The organism is Marinomonas polaris DSM 16579 (assembly GCF_900129155.1).
Lineage (GTDB): Bacteria > Pseudomonadota > Gammaproteobacteria > Pseudomonadales > Marinomonadaceae > Marinomonas > Marinomonas polaris.
Window position 1 is genome coordinate 40,362 of record NZ_FQVF01000026.1, and the last position, 22,644, is coordinate 63,005.

Sequence of the window (22,644 nt, forward strand, 5' to 3'; positions counted from 1 at the left end):
TTAATTAGTTAGGTAGACTCAGTGTGAGTTTATCGGGGGATACAACATTGGCAAAGATTATAGTAGTCACCTCGGGCAAGGGTGGTGTCGGCAAGACAACATCCAGTGCTGCTATTGGGACTGGTATTGCGTTAAAAGGTCATAAAACGGTAATTATAGATTTCGATGTGGGTTTACGTAATCTAGACTTGATTATGGGTTGTGAGCGTCGAGTGGTTTATGATTTCGTGAATGTCATAAATAAAGAGGCGACTTTATCTCAAGCTTTGATAAAAGATAAGCGTACAAAAGATTTGTTTATTTTGCCGGCGTCGCAAACGCGCGACAAAGATGCATTAACTATTGAAGGGGTTCAGGGAGTTCTTGAGGAGCTTGCTAAGGACTTTGAATACATTATCTGTGATTCTCCAGCAGGTATTGAGAAGGGCGCTCAGATGGCGCTATATTTTGCTGACGCTGCCATCGTTGTAACTAATCCAGAAGTATCTTCTGTGCGCGACTCGGATCGTATTTTGGGTATTCTACAAAGTAAGTCTAAGCGTGCAGAAGATGGCAAAGAGCCAATAGAAGAGCATCTCCTTTTAACGCGTTACCACCCTGGTCGTGTTGCCTTAGGTGAAATGTTAAGTGTCTCTGATGTTGAGGATATTTTAGCAATTCCATTATTGGGTGTGATTCCTGAGTCAGAAGCAGTATTGAAAGCTTCAAACCAAGGTACGCCAGTTATTTTAGATACAGATTCTGAAGCCGGTCTTGCCTATATGGACGCTGTTGACCGATTGATGGGCGAGGAGCGTCCTTTGCGCTTCTTAGAGGTCCAGAAAAAAGGTTTTATCAAACGTTTGTTAGGAGGTTAGAGTGGGAATTTTTGACTATTTTAAAAGCAAAAGCGCGCCTAGCTCCGCTTCTGTTGCCAAGGATCGATTGCAGATTATTGTTGCTCATGAGCGTAGTAAACGCCATCAGCCAGATTATTTGCCACAGATGCAGCAAGAAATCATTGATGTAATTCGTAAGTATGTAAATATCGGCAATGAAGATGTGCAGATACAATTAGACAATACCGATGATTGTTCAATATTAGAGTTAAATGTGACCTTGCCAGAGCAGAATTAGTGCTTCGGTAAGTTCTCGTTAATAATAAGAAAGCGCTCAATGAGACAATTGATGTATGTCTTGTTTGGCGCTTTTTTTGTGCCGAATTATTATTGTACAGTCGTCATCGTTTTACTCAGGTTTTCATGGGTGTATGATGCGAGCCATTATTTTTTGATTGTTAGAGTAAGATAACATGCTGCGTTTTTCTTTGGGTGTGATTGCTGTTTCTTTGTTTCTAGCTGCTTGCAGTGAACCTAAGCAAGTTGTTTTGCAAGCTAAGTCTACTAGTTCCTCTCCTGAGCTTCCTGTTGCAATGACAGATCCTAAAGCGATGTTGGGAGCGCAGTTATTTTTTGATACGAATTTATCTAAAGAGCGCAATCAGTCTTGTGGAACCTGTCACGATATCGCAAACGGTTTTGTAGATAAAAGACAAGATGCCTTGTTTGGTGCGGTTTCATTGGGCAGCGATCGATTATCTATGGGGAGTCGCAATACACCGACTGCGGCCTATGCGGCGTTTGCTCCGGCTTTTCATCGCATGTCTAATGGTGAATATCGTGGTGGCCAGTTTCTAGATGGTCGAGCCTCTGGTTTGGCGCAACAAGCAGAAGGACCATTTTTAAATCCTTTGGAGATGGCTTTGCCAGACGGTGCGGCTGTTGTTAACCGGGTAAAAGAAAATGAGCGCTATGAAGGCTTGTTTAATTCAATTTATGGGCAAGATATTTTAAATGATCCAATAAAGGGTTATGCCGCAATCACAGAGGCTATTGCGACGTTTGAAAAAACAGCTATGTTCCTGCCGTTTGACTCGAAATACGATCGAGCTTTACGTGGCGAGATAAAACTGACGCCTCAAGAGGAACTTGGAAAAACCTTATTTTTCTCTCAACAGTTTACAAACTGTAATGCTTGTCACCAACTGAATGCCTCACCACTTAACTCCCAAGAAATCTTTACTAATTATGAATATCGTAATATTGGTGTACCGGCTAACCCTGACTTGATGACGCACAATGGTAATAAAAAAGATCTTGGATTATTGGATAATCCGTCCATAGATGACCCTAAGCAAGCAGGTAAATTTAAAGTGCCGTCTTTGCGAAATGTCGCTGTTACAGGGCCATATATGCATAATGGTGTCTTTAAAGATCTTCGAACGGTAGTGCTTTTTTATGATAAATATAATAATCCAAGGCGTACGATAAACCCTGAAACAGGTAAGCCTTGGGCTGAGCCTGAAGTGGCGGAAAATATCGACTTGGTGAATTTGCAAAAGGGTCCAGCCTTGCCAGATCAAAGGGTGGATGCCATTGTTGCGTTTTTGAAAACATTAACAGATCAGCGCTATGAGTCATTACTTAATGATCAATAGTGTTGTTATTGTTGTGACAGCTAGGCTTAACTCCTTATTGTTTTCATTGATAAAACTGGCTAGTAAGTAAAAAATTTATTACATTGATTCTTTAGTTATTTTCTTTCGCATCTTGTATGTGCCGCTTGAATTTAAAGGGTTGATATCATGAAGTATGTTCCACTTGGCCGAACTGGCTTAGAAGTTTCTCGCGTATGTTTGGGTACCATGACTTGGGGTACTCAAAACAACCAAGCTGATGCCGATGTTCAAATTGAATACGCTTTAGCAAATGGTGTGAATTTTATCGACACTGCTGAAATGTATTCTGTACCGCCAACGCCTGAGTCTTATGGTAAAACAGAAACTATTATTGGTGATTGGCTTTCTCGTAATCCATCGCGTCGTAAAGAATTTATTCTTGCTACTAAAATTGCCGGCCCTGGAATGAAATACGTTCGTGATGGAAGCAATATTTCTGGCAAAACGGTGATTGAAGCAGTAGATGCTTCTCTGAAGCGCTTGCAGACAGATTATATTGATCTTTATCAGCTTCATTGGCCAAATCGTTCTACACCACATTTTGCAAAGCACTTTCCTGGGGTTATTAGCTTTACTGATGTTGATCGTAATGAGCAGTCCGCTCAAATATTAGATATTCTTCAAGGGTTAGATGCTTGTATTAAATCGGGTAAAATTCGTCACTTTGGTTTATCTGATGATACGACTTGGGGGATTAATGAGTTTATTCGTTTGAGTGATAAACATGGTTTGCCTCGAGTTGCGTCTATTCAAAATGAATTTAGCTTGTTACACACAAAAGATTGGCCCTATTTGGTTGAAAACTGTGTTCATGAAGATGTTGCGTATTTGCCTTGGTCGCCTTTGGCGGCTGGTGCTTTAACAGGTAAGTATCTTGGTGGTGCCCGCCCTGCAGGAAGTCGTTGGACCTATGCGCAGCGTAACGGTATTTTCCGTGATACCCCTTTGGTTGAGAAAGCGGTTGCCGCTTATATGGAAGTGGCTAAGAGACATGGCTTTACTGCTGCGCAGCTTGCATTAGCATGGTGTGATCAAGTTGACGGTGTTAGTTCAACTATCATTGGTGCGACGTCTCTTGAGCAGTTGAAAGAAGATATGGCTGCTTTTGACATGACACTGTCTGAAGAAGCTTTGAAGGAGATCATGGCAGTCTTTAAAGAATATCCTGTTCCGTTTTAATGGGCAGCTGATTAGCTCTGATATGAATTTAAAAAGCGCTTCGGCGCTTTTTTTATGTCTTTAAAATTTTGGCTGGTGAAGGAGGGGGGAATTTTGACCAATAAAAAACCCGATACACATTGTGTATCGGGTTTTTTTAGAGATTAGAAAAAACTAGAACTTAGTTCTTTTCTCTTTCTTTCTTCTCTTTAACAGCAGCGATAACAGTTTCAGCTACGTTAGAAGGACATGGTAGGTAGTGAGAGAACTCCATAGAGAACTGACCACGACCAGAAGTCATTGTACGTAGAGTACTGATGTAACCAAACATTTCAGATAGAGGTACGTCTGCTTTGATGCGAACACCAGTCAAACCTTTCTCTTGGTCTTTGATCATGCCGCGACGACGGTTTAAGTCACCGATAACATCACCAACGTGGTCATCTGGAGTGAACACGTCAACTTTCATGATTGGTTCGATCAACTGTGGGCCAGCTTTTGGAACTGACTGACGGAAAGCGCCTTTAGCAGCGATTTCGAAGGCAATTGCAGAAGAGTCAACCGCGTGGAATCCACCGTCGAACAATTCAACCTCAACGTCTAGTACAGGGAAGCCTGCTAGAACACCTTGGTTCATCATAGACTTGAAGCCTTTCTCTACAGCTGGGAAGAACTCTTTTGGTACGTTACCACCAACAACTGAAGATGTGAACTTGAAGCCAGAACCCACTTCACCAGGCTTGATGCGGTAGTCGATTTTACCAAACTGACCGGATCCACCAGATTGTTTCTTGTGAGTGTAAGTGTCTTCAATGCTCTTCGTGATAGTTTCACGGTAAGCTACTTGTGGCTGACCTACAATTAGATCAACGCCGTAAGTGCGTTTCAATATGTCTACTTTGATGTCTAGGTGAAGCTCGCCCATACCTTTAAGGATGGTTTCGCCAGAATCAATGTCAGTTTCAACGCGGAACGTTGGATCTTCAGCAACCATTTTACCAATTGCGATACCCATTTTCTCGTTGCCGCCTTTGTCTTTTGGCGTAACAGAGATAGAGATAACTGGCTCAGGGAAAACCATTGCTTCAAGAGTGCAAGGGTGTTTAGGATCGCATAGAGTGTGACCAGTTTGCACGTTTTTCATGCCAACGATTGCGATGATATCACCAGCTTGCGCTGTGCTAATTTCATTACGGTCGTTCGCTTGCATTTCAACCATACGGCCTACGCGTTCGGTTTTGCCCGTGAAGCTGTTAAGGATTGTGTCACCTTTGTTTAGTACGCCAGAGTAGATACGTACGAAAGTAAGGGCGCCGAAACGGTCGTCCATGATTTTAAATGCAAGAGCTTTAAGTGGCTCTTTAGCATCTACGATCGCTTTTTCACCTGTTGGAACACCTTCTTCGTCAGTAAGATCTTGAGGATCTACTTCGGTTGGGCTTGGTAGGTAGTCGACTACTGCATCAAGAAGAAGTTGCATGCCTTTGTTTTTGAAGGCAGAACCACAGTATGTTGGGAAGAATGCAAGATCACGAGTACCTTTACGGATACAGCGTTTTAGGTCTTCCATAGAAGGCTCTTCGCCGTCCATGTAGGCCATCATTACGTCATCGTCTTGCTCAACAGCTGTTTCTAGAAGCTTTTCACGGTATTCTTCAACAATCTCTTCCATGTCAGCAGGAACATCTTCGATGCTGTAGTTTTCTGGCTGGCCAGAATCATCCCAGATGTAAGCTTTGCGAGTTAATAGATCAACAACGCCTGAGAATTCATCTTCAGTACCGATAGGTAGAACCATGATCAATGGGGTCGCGCCAAGGACTTTTTTAACTTGCTCAGTTACGCGATAGAAGCTAGCGCCTAGACGGTCTAACTTATTTACGAAGATCAAACGTGCAACTTCAGAATCGTTCGCATAACGCCAGTTAGTTTCTGATTGTGGCTCTACACCGCCAGAACCACAGAATACACCGATACCACCATCAAGAACTTTTAGTGAACGGTATACTTCTACTGTGAAGTCAACGTGTCCAGGTGTGTCGATAACGTTAAAGCGGTGATCTTTCCAGAAACAACTTACAGCCGCAGACTGGATGGTAATACCGCGTTCAGCTTCTTGTTCCATGAAGTCGGTAGTAGATTCACCCTCATGTACTTCACCAAGCTTGTGGATCATACCAGTAAGTTTAAGAATACGTTCTGTGGTAGTAGTTTTGCCCGCGTCAACGTGAGCAAAAATACCGATGTTTCTGTATTTTGATAAGTCAGCCATTACATTACTCTAAATAAGTGAGGACGAAATTTGCGCGTTAGTATACAAGACTTTTTGCATTGGTAGTCAGGTATTTCGCGCTATTCTATTATATTTTATGCACTTAAAGAAAGAGGCAAGATAAAAGCATTTTATAAATGTGGCAGAAGTTCTTCTAATGAGGGCGATAAAACAACTGAATTGCTCTAATCTCGTCGCAATCTATCTGATATGGCAATAGGGTTGGGAAAGTTTAAAATGACGATGTAAGTTGATAGTGCGAAGCTAATAATGGCTGTGGCTTGTATTACATGGGAGGCTTCTTTGCCTATTAGGCCAATATTGGCTGCTAGATAGGCAATCAATAACGAAAACTCACTTATTTGCCCTAAACGAAAGCCAACTTCCCAGGATGTACTGGCATCCTCTTTGATGGCTTTCAGTAGGTAGCGAAAAACCACTGGTTTGATAAACATTGAGCTGATGGCCAATATTAAGGCTGGCACAATAACTAGGCCTAGTAGATCAAGATTAAAGCTCGCACCAATACTAAAGAAAAACAGAATTAAGAAAAAATCTCTGAGTGGTTTTAGGTGGGTAGCTATGTATTGGGAGATTGGGCTGGTTGCTAATGCAACGCCGGCTATAAATGCGCCCATTTCAGCTGATAAGCCAGTCGTTTCGGCAAGCACTGCCATGGATAAACACCAACCAATCGATACTAAAAAAATATATTCATGAAAACGATCAAATCTAGTGATCAGTTTTAACAGGATGTATTTTACGAATAGAAAGGCACCAGTCACTATTAGTGGTAGGCCGATCAAGGGTTTTAGGTATTGCATGGCGCCATTGTCTTCTGCACCAGAAATACTGTACAGAACAAGTAGTACGGCAATTGCTATCATATCTTGTAATAGCAATAATCCAACCACAAGCTCGCCTGTGTGTTTGTGATGTAAAACGGTTGTAGGAAGTAATTTTATACAGACGATTGTGCTGGAGAACATCATTGCAAGGCCAATGATTGCACCCTCAATGCTGCTATAGCCGTAAAGAATAGCTACTCCATACCCTAAAGCTGCAAAAACGGCGGAGCTAAGTAGGGCGATCCATGAGGCTTTTTTGAGCATGTTTATTAAGTGACTTGGCTGCATATCTAAGCCAAGTAGAAAGAGTAAGAAGATGATGCCAATATGGCTCATCTCGTCCATTAGTTTTGGTTCGTTAATCAGGGATAGTGCGGAGGGGCCAAATAAAACGCCAAGTGCAATGTAGGCGATAATCATAGGTTGCCTTGTGTATAAGGCTATAGAAGCAACGACTGCCGCTCCTGCAAATATTAAAAAGAAGGAGTGTACTATCGATGCTTCCATTAATTATCCTTTATAAAGCTAGGAGCTTATATAAAGCGAAGACCTCTATTTAAGACCAAGAGCCTGTACCGCTTTTTTTGCGTCGTAGCATGGGTAATAGTATGCCTAGTAGTAAGCCACCAAAAAGAGTTGCTCCTCCAATCATAAACCATTTTTGCTCGGTCGTATCTTGTAGTTTCTCTGCTTGAGCTATCGCTATACTTGCTTGCTGTTTGAGAGTTGCTATTTGATAACTAACATCTTCGTTTTGAGATACGATGGCTTGTGCCTTTTCTGATAATTCAGCGGCATTTTGCAGTTGTTGTTTTAGCGATTCGTTCTCGTCCTGAAGCGCAGTATTTGTGCTGTTTAGCTCTTGAATTTTTTGTTGGCTGACTTTAAGTGCATCGGCAACTTCCGTTCTGCTTTCGGTGTTTTTATCTAAACGAGTTTGTAGTGTCTCTAGCTGGTCTCTTGTTACCATATCTTCGCTAAGAAAATAATCTGCAACCCAGCCTTCATTTCCACTTGGCGTTCGAACTTTCGTATAGCCATCGTTTTGTTCTAAAACTACTAATGGTGTTCCACTTTTTAAGCCTCTTTCTACTGCTCTTGTATTGTTGTCTAGCCCCTCGCGGATGGCAACAAATTGGATGTCGGAAATATATACTGTCGCAGAATGCGCAGTGGCAGAGAGTAGTGCGCCAATAATTAGGCTGGTAATGCGTATTTTAGACACGTCAAGTTCCTTTAACAATCAATCACTTTATCTGTTTAGTACGATAATGATGAGGCGTCCAATACGCAATAGAAAAGGCCATCGTAATGGCCTTTTCTTGTTAGTTTATTGAAAATGTTTTGTCTAGCGACGCAAGAATAGCGGTCTAGGGTCCGTTACGTCACCTTGATAAGCGATTGAGAATGGCTTATGTAGGGCAAGGGCTTTTTCTAAATTTACTTCTTCGTTGAATTGGAAACTGTTAAATCCAACGCGTAAAAGGTAGCCCAATTGGTCAGGAATGAAGTTGCCAAGTGCTCTAATTTCACCTTGGTAATTTAATCTCTCTCTTAAAAGACGCGCATAGCTAAAGCCTCTTCCATCAGTAAATGCAGGAAAATGAACGCCAATAACATCGAATTGATTTAAATCAACGTCTTGTAGGAACTCGACTCCGTCACCTGCTTCTAACCAAATCCCAGCGACGTTGCTAATAGTATTTTTTTCAGATAACCATTTCTGCGCAGCAATAATGCTGTTCGGTGTAACTTCTTGCTCGACGTCTTGTATCCAATTATAAGTGTTGTCGATTATTTCGCCGTTCTTAATTAGCTTTGGCATAAGCGGCCTCTTTAAATGGTGTGATGCCAACGCGGCGATAAGTGTCGATAAAACGTTCTTCTTCAGAGCGGTTTTCGACATAGACGTTCATTAGCTTTTGAATAACGCTGCTGATTTCTTCTTGAGCAAATGAAGGGCCAAGGATTTTGCCAATACTTGCATCGTGCCCTGAAGCGCCACCAATTGAAATTTGGTAGAACTCTTCACCTTTTTTGTCTACACCTAGAATACCGATGTTACCAACATGGTGATGACCGCATGCATTCATGCAGCCTGAAATATTCAAATCGATATTTCCAAGATCGTAGAGGTAGTCAAGATCATTAAAAGTTTCTTGGATCTGTGCAGCAATCGGAATGGATTTCGCATTTGCTAAAGCACAGAAATCGCCGCCAGGGCAGCAGATCATATCAGTTAACAAGCCAAGAGTTGGTGTGGCAAAACCAGCTTCTTTTGCTGCTTCCCAAAGCTCTACCAATTGGTCTTGACGAACATCAGCAAGTACTAGGTTTTGCTCATGGCTAACACGCAACTCACTAAAACTGAATTGGTCGGCAAGATTTGCTGCTTTTTGCATTTGTTCAGCGGTTGCATCGCCTGGTGCCTGACCTGCTTTTTTGAGTGTCAGTGTTACTATGCGGTAGCCTGCTTTTTTGTGTTCAAAAGTATTACGTTCAAACCAACGCGCAAAGCCAGCGCTGTCAGCTAGCTTGTTTGTTAAGCTAGCTGGATTGTTTTCTAGTGTTTCATAGTTCGGCTCGCTAAAAAAGCCTTGAAGGCGCTCGAATTCACTCATTGGAACAGTGCTTTCTTTGCCTCTTAGGTGTTGCCATTCAGCTTCAACACGACTACGGAATTCTTCGATCCCTAACGCTTTGACTAATATTTTAATGCGTGCTTTGTACTTATTGTCACGACGACCTTGTTGGTTGTATACACGAATAATGGCATCTAGGTAGGTTAGTAGGTCTACGCGAGGAATGAACTCACTGATTGTAACGCCAACCATTGGAGTGCGACCTAGGCCGCCGCCAACCATGACTTTAAAGCCAATTTCACCAGCATCATTTTTACGGATTTGCAGACCAATGTCATGAACCTGTACGGCAGCACGGTCAGCAGACTCAGTAGCATTGACAGCAATCTTGAATTTACGAGGAAGGAATGCGAATTCAGGGTGGAAGGTAGACCACTGACGAATCAATTCACAGTATGGGCGTGGATCAACGACTTCATCTGAGATAACGCCAGCGTATTGGTCTGTCGTTGTATTACGAATACAGTTACCGCTGGTTTGAGTGGCGTGCATCTGTACTTCAGCAAGTTCTGCTAAAATATCAGGCACGTCTTCTATTTTAGGCCAATTTAATTGTAAGTTCTGGCGGGTACTAAAATGCCCGTATGATCTGTCATAGCGGCAGCTAATATCGGCTAATTTACGTAATTGAGCGCTAGATAGCATTCCATATGGGATAGCAATACGCAGCATTGGTGCGTAGCGTTGTACATAAAGGCCGTTTTGTAGTCGCAATGGTAAGAATTCTTGCTCGCTCAATTCTTGGTTTAAATAGCGGCGTGTTTGGTCGCGGAATTGTGCTACACGCTCTTCAACAAGCTGTTGGTCAATGGCGTCGTATTGATACATAGTGAAATGAACCGTGGTTAATAAATGTAAGTTGAACTATGTTAGCAAATATCCTTTATTCTAAAAATGAATATTTACCTATATCTTTAGTGGTTTTCATAATAAGGCTTATTCGGAATCTCTTTATCGGAAAAAGGTATATATAGAAAGAGGAAAAATACCCTACTTTTTTACTTGGTCTTTGGCTTTGCTCTTTATCTCCTGTAATATAACCCTCATTGATCGTTATGTAGATTTTGAAAGGGTTATTATGAATATTACAATTACCGATGGTGCCCAAGAATATCTTTCTTCTTTGCTGGAAAAACAAGGTGTAGAAGGTATTGCAGTGCGAATTTTTATCCAGCAGCCGGGTACGCCTTATGCTGAAACTTGTCTTGCTTATTGTCGTCCAGACGAAGTAAATGAAACAGACGAAATCTTGAATTTGCCTAAGTTAAAAGTGTACATCGAAAAGAATTCTGTAAATTTTTTGGATGAAGCTTTTGTTGATTACGCTACTGAAAAAATGGGCGGTCAGCTAACTATTAAGGCGCCTAATGCCAAAATGCCAAAAGTCACGGCAGATAGTCCAATTGAAGATCAAATCAATTACGTACTTTATTCTGATATCAATCCAGGCTTAGCGGCTCATGGTGGAGAAGTAAGTTTGCTTGAAGTGATTGATGGTCAAGTTGCTGTATTGAAATTCGGTGGCGGCTGTCAGGGTTGTAGTGCGGTTGATCTGACTCTTAAAGAAGGTGTTGAAAAAACTTTAATGGAGAAAGTTCCTGGTCTTACTGCTGTTAAAGACTCTACGGATCATACTGTTACAGATAATGCTTTCATGTAAGTGTATCTTACAAAAAAACATTTAATAAAAAAGGGGAGTCGCTATATTGCGATTCCCCTTTTTATTGGGTGGCTTTCTAGTTAGTAAAACTTATCCGCGTTGACGTTTTGGGAGTACGTCACGTAATGCATTAGCCATTTCTGTTAGCGCCTTTTCTGTCGTTTCCCAGTCAATGCAGGCATCAGTAATGGATACGCCGTATTCTAGGTCGCTTAAGTTTGCTGGTACTTTTTGGTTGCCCCAGCCGATGTTGCTTTCGATCATTAGTCCCATAATGGATTGGTTGCCATCAAGGATTTGTTGAGTTGAGTCTTCTGCAACGGTTACTTGGCGTTCAGGTTTTTTACTAGAATTTTCATGGGAGGTGTCCACCATGATGTTCACTTTTAGATTAGCTTTCACTAATTCTTGTTCAGCTTCAGCTACAAATTTTGTTTCATAGTTCGGTTTTCCGCCGCCGCCACGAAGAACAATGTGCCCGTAATCATTTCCTTTAGTATTTACAACGGTCACTTGACCTTCTTCATTTATACCTAAGAAAGAATGCGGATGGGAGACTGATTGCATTGCATTTATAGCAACGGTTAGGCCGCCATCAGTGCCATTTTTAAATCCAACTGGGCCAGATAGGCCTGATGCCATTTCACGATGAGTTTGTGACTCTGTCGTGCGGGCACCGATAGCAGACCAGCTAATAAGGTCTTGAATATATTGAGGTGAAATAGGATCCAAAGCTTCAGTGGCAAGTGGAAGGCCAAGCTCGGATAAATCGATAAGTAGTTTACGGCCAATGCGAATACCTTTGTTTATGTCAAAAGTACCATCTAGGTTAGGATCGTTGATTAAACCTTTCCAGCCAACTGTAGTACGTGGCTTTTCAAAATAAGCGCGCATGATGATGTATAAGGTGTCATCTAATTTTTCGGCAAGCGCTTTTAGGCGTGTCGCATAATCCAAAGCTGCTTTTGGATCATGAATAGAGCAGGGCCCAATTACGATAGCCAGACGGTGGTCTTTGCCGTCCATAATGTTTTTGATTATGTCGCGTGATTCAGCTACATGGATGCTAACACTTTCGCTAACTGGCAGTTCTTTCTTTAATTGACTCGGTGTTACCAGAGAGGTAAATGAGGCAATATTTAAGTCTTCAAGACGTTTGTTACTCATTGCGGGGTTTCCTGCTTTTTTGCTTTTAGTTATAGCTGCTTACAATATCGTGTTTTTCCCTCTGAATGAACCGCTTAACAGTGATTTTTTGACTTTTTAGAAGAAAAGATACTTCACGCCAAAAGAGAGTAAAGCGGTTGCTAATACAGGTTGTAAAACATGGTTGGGTACATGGCTTGCGATACGTGTACCAATGTATATTGTCGGTATGGAGCCGATTAAAAGGGCAGCGAGTAATGAGTAGTCAACGTTGCCTAAAAAAATGTGTCCTGTCCCGGCAACTAGGGTTAGTGGTACTGCATGTGCTAGGTCGGTTCCCACAATATTTTTTGCTCTCATGATCGGAAATAATATCATCATGATGGCGGTTCCTAAGGCACCAGCACCAACGGAAGTAAGGGTAACTAATACGCCTAAAATAAATCCGCAGACAAAGACGATTTTTGTACTTTGGTCTTCTGATATGTTGAAGCTTAGTGCTTTGGTTAACTTAGCTCTAAATAATATAACCACGGCAGTGAGAACGAGCATCATACCTAACGTACTGGTTAAAATTTCTTGATAGTGATCGGGCTTTTCAAATCTTGATAATGCCCAAACGGTTATGAGGGAAGCGGGAATGCTTCCTGCCGCCATGGCGAAAACAATTTTCCAGTTTACATTGCCGCGTTTAGCATGCATGACAACGCCGGTGCTTTTTGCAATGCCTGCATACATAAGATCTGTGCCAATCGCGATATGGGGAGGAAAGCCAAACATTAATAAAAGTGGTGTCATAAGTGAGCCGCCACCAACACCTGTGATGCCAACAGCCAAGCCAACCGCCGCACCTGCAGAAATGTACCAAAGAAAATCCATTAGAAAAGCCACATTGAAGTTATTTAAGCTGGCAACACTAGAGGTTTTTTACTATTCTATAAAGTAATATTTTATTATGTTTTTAACTCTTTTTCGAATAAGGCAGACGATGAAATTACAGCAGCTTAGGTATATATGGGAAGTGGCACGTCATGACTTGAACGTTTCGGCCACGGCGCAAAGTTTATACACGTCACAGCCAGGCGTTAGTAAGCAGATTCGTCTTTTGGAAGATGAGCTTGGTGTAGAGGTTTTTGCGCGGAGCGGAAAGCACCTAACGCATGTGACACCGGCTGGCGAAAAAATTATTGCTTTAGCAGGTGAAGTGCTTAGTCAAACGCAAAATATTAAGCGTGTGGCGAAAGAATTTAGTGATGAGCGTAAAGGGTCGCTTGATATCGCAACGACGCATACACAGGCTCGATATGCTTTGCCTAAAGTGATTAATCAATTCATTGAAGGTTATCCTGACGTTAGTTTGCATATGCATCAAGGAACACCAATGCAAATCGCAGAAATGGCAAACGACGGTCTTGTCGATTTTGCGATTGCGACAGAAGCGTTAGAGTTATTTGGCAATCTGGTTATGTTGCCTTGTTATACGTGGAACCGTTCAGTGGTTGTGCCAAAAGACCATCCTTTGGCAAAAGTGAATAAGCTGACTCTGCAAGCATTGGCTGAATATCCTATTGTCACGTATGTATTCGGTTTTACGGGTCGATCTCAATTGGATCAGGCGTTTCAAGAGGCAGAATTACAACCAAATGTTGTATTTACTGCTGCGGACTCTGATGTGATTAAAACTTATGTGCGCTTAGGACTTGGTGTGGGGATTGTAGCTTCAATGGCCCATGATGAAATACAAGATGCAGATTTGGTTGCTTTAGATGCTTCGCATCTTTTTGCAGACAGTTGCACAAAAATAGGCATTCGTAGTAATACATTTATTCGTGGCTATATGTATAAATTTATTGAATCTTTTGCGCCTCATCTGACAAAAGATGTCGTAATGGCTGCGATGGAGGCTGGGAATCGGCAAGATGTTGAATTATTGTTTAAGGATATCGAGCTTCCAAGGCATTGAGCTTAATTACTAAGAATTGATTGTAAGATACTAGTCATTAGGTAGTAAAAAGCCGCAGCATAATTTTTTATATTGCGGCTTTTTTCGTTTTGTATGGTTTGTTCTAGATAAACTAAAAAGGCTTATTTTTTTAGCTTGATGGCCATCTCGGCGATGCGTTTACCTTGTGCTTCACAAAGTGCTTTTTCATCATTGGTTAAAGTATTTTCATGTGTGCTGTTTGCTAGGTGGCTTGCACCATAAGGCGTTCCGCCTGCCTGCGTACTGATTAGTTCTTTGTTTTTGTAAGGCAAACCAAGCCAAACCATGCCGTGATGGATTAACGGTGTCATCATGCTGTGAATGCATTGTTCTTGGCCTCCATGCATGGTGCTTGCGCTGGTGAAGCCGCAAGCGGGTTTGTCGATTAATTGGCCTGTTAGCCAGAGTGTCGATGTCTGATCGATGAAATGTTTCAGTGGTGCGGCCATACTGCCAAAATAGGAAGGTGACCCTATAGCAAGTCCTGAGCAATCTGCTAGTTCTTCCAAAGTGCAGTAAGGTGCGCCATCGTCTGGTAATGCTGGAGCGGCGACTTTTGTTGTATCAGCCACTTCTGGAACTTGGCGTATTTTTGCTTCAATGCCGTTGGTTTTGTTGATGCCGCGAGCAATGTACTTTGCCATTTCTGAGACTGAGCCGTGACGACTGTAAAACAAAACCAATACGTAAGGTGACTGGATCATTCAGTAGTTCCTATTTAGTTGCTCTCATTTATTTAAATAAGGCTAAAACATCTTCAGGTGGGCGACCAATCTTTGCTTTGTCGTTGTGTATAACAATAGGGCGTTCTATTAGGCTTGGGGTCGTGTGCATAGCTTGCAGACGTTCTTCATCGGTAGATTCTTTGCTTAAACCAAGTTCTTTGTAGATGGTTTCTTTAGTGCGCATGAGTTCTAGTGGTGTTATATCTAGTTGTGTAAGTAATGCTTGGATTTCTTCGATACTTGGGGGGTCTTGCAAATACAGACGAATTTCAGGTTGGATATTATTTTCTTCTAGAAGTTGTAATGTTTGACGGGATTTTGAGCAGCGAGGGTTGTGGTAAATAGTGGTCATGTTGGCTCCTATTTATTACTGGATCTCTGGTATAAAAAGCCTGACAGAAGGAACTGCTTCCGTCAGGCTTGGTAGTCTTATTTTTTGCTTAAGATAAAATCGATAGCGTCGGCAATAGCAATGTCTTCGTTCTCGCCAGCTTTACGGTATTTGTATTCTAATGTGCCTTTTTCTAGTCCTTTATCGCCAACAACTAAACGATGCGGGATGCCTAGTAGTTCGCAATCTGCGAATTTAACGCCTGGACGTTCTTTGCGATCATCTAGTAATACATCTAAGCCTTTTGCTTTTAATTCAGCGTATAGGCGGTCACATTCTGTGCGTACTGCTTCGGATTTGTCGTAGTTCATCGCAACAATAGCAATATCGAATGGTGCGATGCTTTCTGGCCACAAAATGCCTTTTTCATCGAAGTTTTGTTCGATTGCTGCTGCGACGATACGAGAAACGCCAATACCATAACAGCCCATGTGCATGACTTGCGCTTTACCATTTTCATCTAAAACGGTGGCTTTTAGTGCTTCAGCATATTGTTGGCCAAGTTGGAAAATGTGACCCACTTCGATGCCGCGTTTAATTATGATAGTGCCTTGTCCGTCTGGAGAAGGGTCACCTTCAACAACGTTGCGGATATCTGCAATTTCAAATGCCGCACAGTCACGTTCCCAGTTCAAACCGATAAAGTGGTAGTCGTCTTTGTTTGCACCAGCGCAGAAGTCAGACATAACGGCTGCTGAGCGATCTGCGATAACGCGAACGCCTTTTTCAGCTAGACCTTTTGGTCCAATGGAGCCAGGTGCACAGCCAATTTTTGCGATGATGTCAGCTTCATCGGCGAATTCAAAAGGAGACACGATACCAGGCAGTTTTTCCACTTTGATTTCGTTGATGTTGTGATCGCCACGCAACACAAGAGCGACGATAGTTGGTTGCTCGTTTTCGTCAACGGCTTTCACAAGCATGGTTTTCACTGTGCTGGTGACGTCTAATTTTAAAAACTCAGCGACTTTTTGAATTGTTTTACAATCTGGAGTAAATACTTCCGCGATGTTTTGTGTTGGTGTGTCGGCTTTTTCTTTTAGGCAAACGGCTTCTGCAAGCTCGATATTAGCAGCAAAGTCAGATGAATCACTGAAAGCAATATCATCTTCACCAGAGTCGGCCAATACATGGAATTCGTGTGAATATGCGCCACCAATACTGCCTGTATCTGCGCGAACTGGGCGGTAGTTAAGGCCAATGCGATCAAATACATTGCAATAAGCTTGGTGCATTACATCATAGGTTTGTTGGAGTGATTCAGCGCCAACATGGAAGGAGTACGCATCTTTCATGCAGAATTCGCGTGAACGCATTACACCAAAGCGAGGGCGAACTTCGTCACGAAATTTTGTTTGAATTTGAAAGAAATTCATTGGTAGCTGTTTGTAGCTAGTCAGTTCGTTGCGCGCAAGTTCTGTGATGACTTCTTCGTGGGTTGGGCCAAGGCAATATTCGCGACCGTGGCGGTCTTGCAGACGTAGTAGTTCTGGACCATATTTCTGCCAGCGTCCTGTTTCTTGCCATAATTCTGCAGGTTGAACGCCTGGCATCATGACTTCAAGAGAGCCTGCTTTTTCCATTTCGTCGCGAACAATGCTCTCGACTTTGCGGAAGACTTTAAGACCTGTAGGTAGCCAAGTGTACAAACCTTTTGAAATTTGGCGAATCATGCCTGCACGAACCATTAGTTGGTGGCTGGTGACGACTGCGTCAGTTGGTGCATCACGTAGGGTAGAGAATAAATAGTTGCTTGCGCGCATAATAATATCAGTACTTTAAAGTTGAGTGATTAAAGTTAAATTGCAAAAAAAACATCAAATTACAAAAAAAGCCTTAGCCTGCAAAACGCGGCTCAATCTGGCCTTTTACGTTCGTTTCAAGGGCAAAAATTCCGCCTGCTTGAGGGAATTGTTTCAGCTCTTCATCTGTTTGTGCGCCACGGCAAGTACTCACAAATAGTGTTGTCATTTCTGGTCCACCAAAGGCAACCATGGTTGGGTACGTTGCAGGAACAAGATATTCCTCTAAAATTTCACCCTGTGGGCTAATTTTTACAACGCGCTGTCCTTGATAAAGAGCAGACCAGTAATTTCCATCACTATCAACCGCAGCACCATCTGGGCGACCGTTGCCGTGTGGAAATTGAATGAAAACGCGTTTGTTGCTTGCGGTGCCGTTTTCTAAGTCATAATCAAATTGATAAACAACATGATTCGGAGTATCCGAATAATACATAATGGTGTTATCAGGGGAAAATGCTAAACCATTAGATGTCCAAGCGGCTTGATCAATCAGGTTTTCTTTGCCACCGCTGAATTGATGTAATGCTCCCTTGAAGGCATCTTTTGGAGAGTACATTGTGCCAGCTAGGAAACGACCTTTAGCATCACAGCGTCCATCGTTAAAGCGGGTTGTTCTTTGATCGTAAGTGGCAAGCCAATAAGGCTTTAAATCAGCATTTATGTGTTCAAACGTATAGACACCTGAACGGAAGGCAGCGATAAAACCACCGTTTTCAACTAGTGAGAAGCAGCCGATTTCTTCGTCGAATTCGCGACTTGTTAGTTTTTTTGTTTTTGTGTTGTAAGCGTATAGTATGAAAGAATCTATATCGACAAAATAGAGCGTTTGAGTGCGCTCGTCCCAACGAGGACATTCGGCTAATTTTGCTTGTGCATCCACGGCACATTGCATATCAGTCATGCGGGCTCCAAGTCTCTGAGAGTTTTTAAAAATAGAGTGCTATAGTGCTTATGAAAGCCTTTTTTGTAAATAGGAAGATGTAAAGATGTTTGAGTTAAATCCTGTGTTAGGTCGTGATTCTATTCTTGTTGGACACTTTTCATTGTGCCAGTTGCGTCTTATAAATGATGCTCAGTTTCCTTGGTTTATACTTGTTCCGCAAAGAAATGACATTACTGAAATATATCAACTTGTAGAAGAGGATCGTCAGCAATTGATGGCAGAAAGTTGCCTGTTGGCGGAAACTCTTCATGATGCCTTTTCCGCAACTAAACTGAATGTTGCCGCTATTGGCAATCAGGTGCCGCAATTGCATATACATCATATAGTTCGTTATAAGACTGATCCTTGCTGGCCTAGTCCTATTTGGGGGAAATTGGATGCTATTCCTTATTCAAAAGAAGACTTGGCTGAGATTTTGCAGAAGGTTCATTCATTGCTAAGTGATGATTTAACGCTGCCTAGCGATGGGGCTGAACTTTACTATTGAGAAAAAGCCCTGAATTTGTATTCTATACTGAGTGAAATTTAGCCAACTTGGAAAGCGTGTTTTATGAGCATAAGCAAAAGGAAGAAGGCCATACAGAAAGTTGTTAAATTATTGAATTTAGCAACCTCTACTAATTCAAGTGAATCTGTAATGGCTTTGCGTCATGCGGAGTCGCTGATTAGGCAATATCAGGTTGCTCAACGAGAGCTACCTATTTTGCAGTTGTGTGACCGAGCTATGCTTTACCGCGTGAGTTGGGGTGGGGCGACTCCGCGATATCAAAAAGAAGTCGTTGTAAAATCATCCTCCGAAGGGTCTGTGTATCATCGTCGTTTCAGTGAAAAAGATAACGACCCTAGTCGAGCGTATGAATCTGCTCGTACTATTCTTGATGATATGGATTTATCTAGTTTTCACGATACTGACAATTCACCTCGTGATTCATTTTTGGCAGATAATGAAAATGTTGATAACGAAAAGGTGTACGTTAGTAATGACGATCAAATGACTTTTTGTGTGGATGCTCAAGCTGAAGAAGTTGAGTCGAATTTTGAATTAGATGGCAATAATGTCGGTGAAAATAGCATGACAGCGGAAAGTGTAATGGAAGATGTGGTTATGGCGGCAGCGTCTGTTGCTAACGAAAATGGACAGGATGGCTCTGCTAGCTATACTTCCAGTGATAATGTTATTAATGCCACTAAAGCTTTCCGTCCAGATAATCATGGATTTACTGAAACTCTTAAAACGCAATATGCGACGAGCGATCCAAATGTGCCATTCATAGAGGATGGTTACTGGTCAAAAGTTTATGAAAAACTTGCTGATTTTGATGAAACCAAAATCCAAACGGATATAGAGACTTTAGATAAGCAGCTTCTATTGGCTCAGGAAAATCTGCAGCTTAAAAAGCAGAAACGTTATGAACACGAACAAGGTGAATTGCAGGAGCGTGCCGAACGTGCGCGAATTGAGCAAAGCTTTGAAGAAGCTATTGAACGAGCTTTTCAGGCTAGAGCAAAATCTTATGAAGCTTGGGAAAATAGTTGCACCAAAATCCGTATGGCTCGTTTAAGAGATGAACAAGAAGCAGTTCAAGGATACGATGCAGTTAGTCATGCTTTGGTGAAAAACAAAGAGTCTCTTAAGCAGCACTTGCAGCGCAAAGAAGATTATCGGGCTGCCAAAATAATGCATGAGTTGCGCCGTCATCTTGTGCTAGCTGTATCTGTTGGTGAGGATGCTACGGCATCTTATGAAAAAGTTATTGATATTATGTCTCAGAACGGTCTTTCTCTTAAAGATTTAGAGTTCTCGGATATTAAAAATAAGAGCTTGTTTATTCGTTTGTTAGAACGTGAGTCTGCGCTTATTTCTGATGTGCATGCAAGAGAAGTGCACACTGAAGAGATGTTAGATAAATTTTTAACTTCTAATTTAGCAAAAAAAGAATCACGAGCATCTGAAAATCCGATCCAACATATTCAGCGTTTGTTGATTGCTGCGAGCGAGGGTGGCCAGTTCGAGACTCAGAAGAATTTAGAGCAAGTTATTTACTTGATGGAGACTAATGATATAGGTGTTAGGGATATTGGTTATGGCTTCATTAAAAAATATTCTGTCTTTATTCGTCTGATCAACTGGGAAGCTGAGCGTATTGCGTCTTTACCTGAGAGAGAAAAATTTACTGCTCAAATTTTAGAAGAGTATATTCAGCACTCTGTGCAGAAGCCAAAATCTGATAGAGAGCAAAAAGCAAATCGTTAAGCTGTTTGCCTAAAAGAACTAACCTTTTATTATTTATACCCCTCATTCATTCAATTGATGAGGGGTATATTTCTTTAAAACCCACCATAAAGCTTTCTTTGCAAGGCTGCATCTTTTACCATTTCGTTTTCGATTTAATCGTAATACTCAGCAGGAGAGAAGCATGAGCATTATTAAAGAAGATGATCTGATTGATAGCGTTGCAGACGCATTGCAGTTTATCTCTTATTACCACCCTCTGGACTTCGTAAAAGCAGTGCATGAAGCGTACGAGCGAGAAGAGAGTAAGGCCGCGAAAGATTCGATGGCGCAAATTCTTATTAATTCTCGTATGTGTGCTGAAGGTAAGCGTCCAATTTGTCAGGACACTGGTATTGTTACTGTCTTTATTAAAATTGGCATGAATGTTCAGTGGGAAAGTACAAGAAGTGTCACTGATATGATTAATGAAGGTGTGCGTCGAGCTTATCTTCATCCAGATAATGTGTTGCGTGCCTCTATTCTTGCCGATCCTGCTGGAGCTCGTAAAAACACCAAAGACAATACGCCTGCTGTGATTCATATGGAGGTTGTACCTGGTGATACGGTTGAGGTTCATGTTGCTGCTAAGGGTGGCGGTTCTGAAAACAAATCTAAATTGGCGATGCTTAACCCTTCCGATGATATCGTTGAATGGGTTAAAAAAACGGTTCCAACGATGGGGGCTGGCTGGTGTCCTCCAGGAATGCTCGGTATAGGTATTGGTGGTACTGCAGAGAAAGCCATGGTTATGGCGAAAGAATCTTTGATGGAGCCGATTGATATTCATGAGTTGAAAGCCCGCGGGCCACAAACACGTGTTGAAGAGCTTCGTTTGGCTATTTTTGATGCGGTTAATAATCTAGGTATTGGTGCACAGGGTCTAGGTGGTTTAACGACTGTTCTTGATGTGAAAATCATGGATTACCCAACTCATGCGGCGTCTTTGCCTGTTGCTATGATTCCTAATTGTGCTGCTACGCGTCACGCACATTTCGTGCTTGATGGTTCTGGTCCAGCAGATTTGGTGCCACCATCATTAGATGATTGGCCGGAAATTACTTGGGAAGTGGGGGAAAGTGTTCGTCGAGTTGATTTGAATACAATTACACCTGAGCAAGTAAAAGAGTGGCAGCCTGGTGAAACCGTTTTGTTAAACGGTAAAATGCTAACGGGTCGTGATGCCGCTCATAAGAAAATGGTTGAGATGATCGCTAACGGCGAAGAGCTTCCTGTTGATCTTAAAGGTCGCTTTATTTATTACGTTGGGCCTGTTGATCCAGTGAGAGATGAAGCTGTAGGACCTGCTGGACCAACTACCGCGACACGAATGGACAAATTTACCCGCACGATTCTGGATAAAACGGGTCTGCTTGGTATGATCGGTAAATCTGAGCGTGGTCCTGTTGCAATTGAAGCGATCAAAGAATTTGGTGCGGTTTACCTAATGGCAGTAGGTGGTGCGGCTTATTTGGTTTCTAAAGCAATTAAGAAAGCAGATGTTGTTGCCTTTCCTGAGCTAGGTATGGAGGCTATCTATGAATTTGATGTTGTTGATATGCCTGTAACAGTTGCAGTTGATACTTTAGGTACATCTGTACACATCACAGGGCCTGCTGAATGGAAAGCCAGAATCGAAGCGCAAGCACTCGAAATTAAGTAATTGATCTTTGATTATTTAAGAAAAGTCACTGTATTTTACAATACAGTGACTTTTTTGTTTAAAAACGGTTGCATGGATAAAAATATTCTGTACTATACACGACCTCAGCCGCACATCATGTGTGGCGATGCTCTTTAAAATAGATAATCAGATAATTTGTGTGGGCGCTCGCTGGAGGCTTCAGAAGATCATCGCAGACCGGTTTACCGAGATGTAGTTGATCAAAAAAATTGAAGTCTTGCGAAACGTCTAACACGTCAATTCGCTTTATGTTGGCTTGTTGTTCTTCGGGATGATGAGTCGATTAAGTTATTGTTAGTGTAATAGATTTTGAGTAAGCAAACTTTTTAACTGAAGAGTTTGATCATGGCTCAGATTGAACGCTGGCGGCAGGCTTAACACATGCAAGTCGAGCGGTAACAGGGGAGCTTGCTCCTGCTGACGAGCGGCGGACGGGTGAGTAACGCGTAGGAATCTACCTAGTAGAGGGGGACAACATGTGGAAACGCATGCTAATACCGCATACACCCTAAGGGGGAAAGGAGGGGACTCTTCGGAGCCTTCCGCTATTAGATGAGCCTGCGTGAGATTAGCTAGTTGGTAGGGTAAAGGCCTACCAAGGCGACGATCTCTAACTG

Annotated in this window: 20 protein-coding genes and 1 rRNA gene; 10 read left to right on the forward strand and 11 right to left on the reverse strand. The window is 42.1% G+C overall.

Annotation, left to right across the window (positions count from 1 at the left end):
• The first annotated feature begins 47 nt into the window (after positions 1-47).
• The 4 genes from minD (at position 48) to BUA59_RS21385 (ending at position 3,676) form a co-directional block, all read left to right on the forward strand.
• A complete protein-coding gene (minD, locus tag BUA59_RS21370; RefSeq protein WP_048814317.1) occupies positions 48-857 on the forward strand; it encodes a septum site-determining protein MinD in 810 nt (269 codons plus the stop codon).
• A 1-nt stretch (position 858) separates the two neighbouring features.
• Positions 859-1,116 carry a cell division topological specificity factor MinE gene (minE, locus tag BUA59_RS21375; RefSeq protein WP_012070053.1) on the forward strand — a complete coding sequence of 86 codons (258 nt, stop codon included), beginning with the start codon at positions 859-861 and terminating at the stop codon, positions 1,114-1,116.
• A gap of 175 nt (positions 1,117-1,291) precedes the next feature.
• Entirely contained in the window at positions 1,292-2,476 is a 1,185-nt protein-coding gene (locus BUA59_RS21380; RefSeq protein ID WP_072841935.1) for a cytochrome-c peroxidase, read from the forward strand.
• A 147-nt stretch (positions 2,477-2,623) separates the two neighbouring features.
• Positions 2,624-3,676: an aldo/keto reductase gene (locus tag BUA59_RS21385; RefSeq protein ID WP_072841937.1), complete on the forward strand. Its 1,053-nt coding sequence runs from the start codon at positions 2,624-2,626 to the stop codon at positions 3,674-3,676.
• A gap of 160 nt (positions 3,677-3,836) precedes the next feature.
• On the opposite strand, the gene fusA is transcribed toward BUA59_RS21385, so the two are convergent.
• The 5 genes from fusA to BUA59_RS21410 form a co-directional block, all read right to left on the reverse strand.
• Positions 3,837-5,927, reverse strand: a complete 2,091-nt coding sequence (gene fusA, locus BUA59_RS21390) for an elongation factor G (protein ID WP_072841939.1) — start codon at positions 5,925-5,927, stop codon at positions 3,837-3,839.
• A 185-nt stretch (positions 5,928-6,112) separates the two neighbouring features.
• A complete protein-coding gene (locus BUA59_RS21395) occupies positions 6,113-7,282 on the reverse strand; it encodes a cation:proton antiporter domain-containing protein (protein WP_072841941.1) in 1,170 nt (389 codons plus the stop codon).
• A 49-nt stretch (positions 7,283-7,331) separates the two neighbouring features.
• The gene (locus BUA59_RS21400) at positions 7,332-8,000 is read right to left on the reverse strand and encodes a TIGR04211 family SH3 domain-containing protein (RefSeq protein WP_072841943.1); all 669 of its coding nucleotides are present in this window, start codon (positions 7,998-8,000) and stop codon (positions 7,332-7,334) included.
• A 123-nt stretch (positions 8,001-8,123) separates the two neighbouring features.
• Entirely contained in the window at positions 8,124-8,600 is a 477-nt protein-coding gene (locus tag BUA59_RS21405) for a DUF934 domain-containing protein (protein WP_072841945.1), read from the reverse strand.
• A complete protein-coding gene (locus tag BUA59_RS21410; protein WP_072841947.1) occupies positions 8,584-10,245 on the reverse strand; it encodes a nitrite/sulfite reductase in 1,662 nt (553 codons plus the stop codon). The genes BUA59_RS21405 and BUA59_RS21410 overlap by 17 nt, the downstream gene beginning before the upstream one ends.
• Positions 10,246-10,495: 250 nt before the next feature.
• On the opposite strand from BUA59_RS21410, the gene nfuA reads away from it, so the two are divergent.
• The gene (gene nfuA, locus BUA59_RS21415) at positions 10,496-11,077 is read left to right on the forward strand and encodes a Fe-S biogenesis protein NfuA (RefSeq protein ID WP_072841949.1); all 582 of its coding nucleotides are present in this window, start codon (positions 10,496-10,498) and stop codon (positions 11,075-11,077) included.
• 90 nt (positions 11,078-11,167) lie between these two features.
• Here the strand turns inward: nfuA and BUA59_RS21420 are convergent, their stop codons facing one another.
• Positions 11,168-12,244, reverse strand: coding sequence for a 3-deoxy-7-phosphoheptulonate synthase (locus BUA59_RS21420; protein ID WP_072841951.1), 1,077 nt, complete (start codon positions 12,242-12,244; stop codon positions 11,168-11,170).
• 96 nt (positions 12,245-12,340) lie between these two features.
• Positions 12,341-13,102, reverse strand: a complete 762-nt coding sequence (locus BUA59_RS21425; RefSeq protein ID WP_072841953.1) for a sulfite exporter TauE/SafE family protein — start codon at positions 13,100-13,102, stop codon at positions 12,341-12,343.
• A gap of 109 nt (positions 13,103-13,211) precedes the next feature.
• On the opposite strand from BUA59_RS21425, the gene cysB reads away from it, so the two are divergent.
• Complete coding sequence (gene cysB / locus BUA59_RS21430; RefSeq protein WP_072841955.1) at positions 13,212-14,186, forward strand: HTH-type transcriptional regulator CysB; 975 nt, start codon at positions 13,212-13,214, stop codon at positions 14,184-14,186.
• Positions 14,187-14,308: 122 nt separating this feature from the next.
• On the opposite strand, the gene wrbA is transcribed toward cysB, so the two are convergent.
• The 4 genes from wrbA to BUA59_RS21450 form a co-directional block, all read right to left on the reverse strand.
• On the reverse strand, positions 14,309-14,911 hold the full coding sequence (gene wrbA, locus BUA59_RS21435; RefSeq protein ID WP_072841957.1) for an NAD(P)H:quinone oxidoreductase: 603 nt from the start codon (positions 14,909-14,911) through the stop codon (positions 14,309-14,311).
• A 28-nt stretch (positions 14,912-14,939) separates the two neighbouring features.
• Complete coding sequence (gene arsC, locus BUA59_RS21440) at positions 14,940-15,284, reverse strand: arsenate reductase (glutaredoxin) (protein WP_072841959.1); 345 nt, start codon at positions 15,282-15,284, stop codon at positions 14,940-14,942.
• A 77-nt stretch (positions 15,285-15,361) separates the two neighbouring features.
• A complete protein-coding gene (locus BUA59_RS21445; protein ID WP_072841961.1) occupies positions 15,362-17,086 on the reverse strand; it encodes a proline--tRNA ligase in 1,725 nt (574 codons plus the stop codon).
• A gap of 73 nt (positions 17,087-17,159) precedes the next feature.
• Complete coding sequence (locus BUA59_RS21450; RefSeq protein ID WP_072841963.1) at positions 17,160-18,029, reverse strand: SMP-30/gluconolactonase/LRE family protein; 870 nt, start codon at positions 18,027-18,029, stop codon at positions 17,160-17,162.
• Positions 18,030-18,114: 85 nt separating this feature from the next.
• Here BUA59_RS21450 and BUA59_RS21455 point away from each other — a divergent pair, with 85 nt between their 5' ends.
• The 4 genes from BUA59_RS21455 to BUA59_RS21470 form a co-directional block, all read left to right on the forward strand.
• Entirely contained in the window at positions 18,115-18,558 is a 444-nt protein-coding gene (locus BUA59_RS21455; protein WP_072841965.1) for an HIT domain-containing protein, read from the forward strand.
• Positions 18,559-18,621: 63 nt separating this feature from the next.
• On the forward strand, positions 18,622-20,325 hold the full coding sequence (locus tag BUA59_RS21460; protein WP_072841967.1) for a DUF2786 domain-containing protein: 1,704 nt from the start codon (positions 18,622-18,624) through the stop codon (positions 20,323-20,325).
• A gap of 163 nt (positions 20,326-20,488) precedes the next feature.
• The gene (locus BUA59_RS21465) at positions 20,489-22,006 is read left to right on the forward strand and encodes a fumarate hydratase (RefSeq protein WP_072841969.1); all 1,518 of its coding nucleotides are present in this window, start codon (positions 20,489-20,491) and stop codon (positions 22,004-22,006) included.
• Between the two features lie 348 nt (positions 22,007-22,354).
• Positions 22,355-22,644 (forward strand): 16S ribosomal RNA (locus BUA59_RS21470); the annotation flags it as partial.

Coding starts and splice junctions, on each gene's coding strand:
- BUA59_RS21380 (WP_072841935.1), top strand. CDS start 1,292: ATGCTGCGTTTTTCTTTGGGTGTGATTGCTGTTTCTTTGTTTCTAGCT.
- BUA59_RS21385 (WP_072841937.1), top strand. CDS start 2,624: ATGAAGTATGTTCCACTTGGCCGAACTGGCTTAGAAGTTTCTCGCGTA.
- fusA (WP_072841939.1), bottom strand. CDS start 5,927: ATGGCTGACTTATCAAAATACAGAAACATCGGTATTTTTGCTCACGTT.
- BUA59_RS21395 (WP_072841941.1), bottom strand. CDS start 7,282: ATGGAAGCATCGATAGTACACTCCTTCTTTTTAATATTTGCAGGAGCG.
- BUA59_RS21405 (WP_072841945.1), bottom strand. CDS start 8,600: ATGCCAAAGCTAATTAAGAACGGCGAAATAATCGACAACACTTATAAT.
- BUA59_RS21410 (WP_072841947.1), bottom strand. CDS start 10,245: ATGTATCAATACGACGCCATTGACCAACAGCTTGTTGAAGAGCGTGTA.
- nfuA (WP_072841949.1), top strand. CDS start 10,496: ATGAATATTACAATTACCGATGGTGCCCAAGAATATCTTTCTTCTTTG.
- BUA59_RS21420 (WP_072841951.1), bottom strand. CDS start 12,244: ATGAGTAACAAACGTCTTGAAGACTTAAATATTGCCTCATTTACCTCT.
- BUA59_RS21425 (WP_072841953.1), bottom strand. CDS start 13,102: ATGGATTTTCTTTGGTACATTTCTGCAGGTGCGGCGGTTGGCTTGGCT.
- cysB (WP_072841955.1), top strand. CDS start 13,212: ATGAAATTACAGCAGCTTAGGTATATATGGGAAGTGGCACGTCATGAC.
- wrbA (WP_072841957.1), bottom strand. CDS start 14,911: ATGATCCAGTCACCTTACGTATTGGTTTTGTTTTACAGTCGTCACGGC.
- arsC (WP_072841959.1), bottom strand. CDS start 15,284: ATGACCACTATTTACCACAACCCTCGCTGCTCAAAATCCCGTCAAACA.
- BUA59_RS21445 (WP_072841961.1), bottom strand. CDS start 17,086: ATGCGCGCAAGCAACTATTTATTCTCTACCCTACGTGATGCACCAACT.
- BUA59_RS21450 (WP_072841963.1), bottom strand. CDS start 18,029: ATGACTGATATGCAATGTGCCGTGGATGCACAAGCAAAATTAGCCGAA.
- BUA59_RS21455 (WP_072841965.1), top strand. CDS start 18,115: ATGTTTGAGTTAAATCCTGTGTTAGGTCGTGATTCTATTCTTGTTGGA.
- BUA59_RS21460 (WP_072841967.1), top strand. CDS start 18,622: ATGAGCATAAGCAAAAGGAAGAAGGCCATACAGAAAGTTGTTAAATTA.
- BUA59_RS21465 (WP_072841969.1), top strand. CDS start 20,489: ATGAGCATTATTAAAGAAGATGATCTGATTGATAGCGTTGCAGACGCA.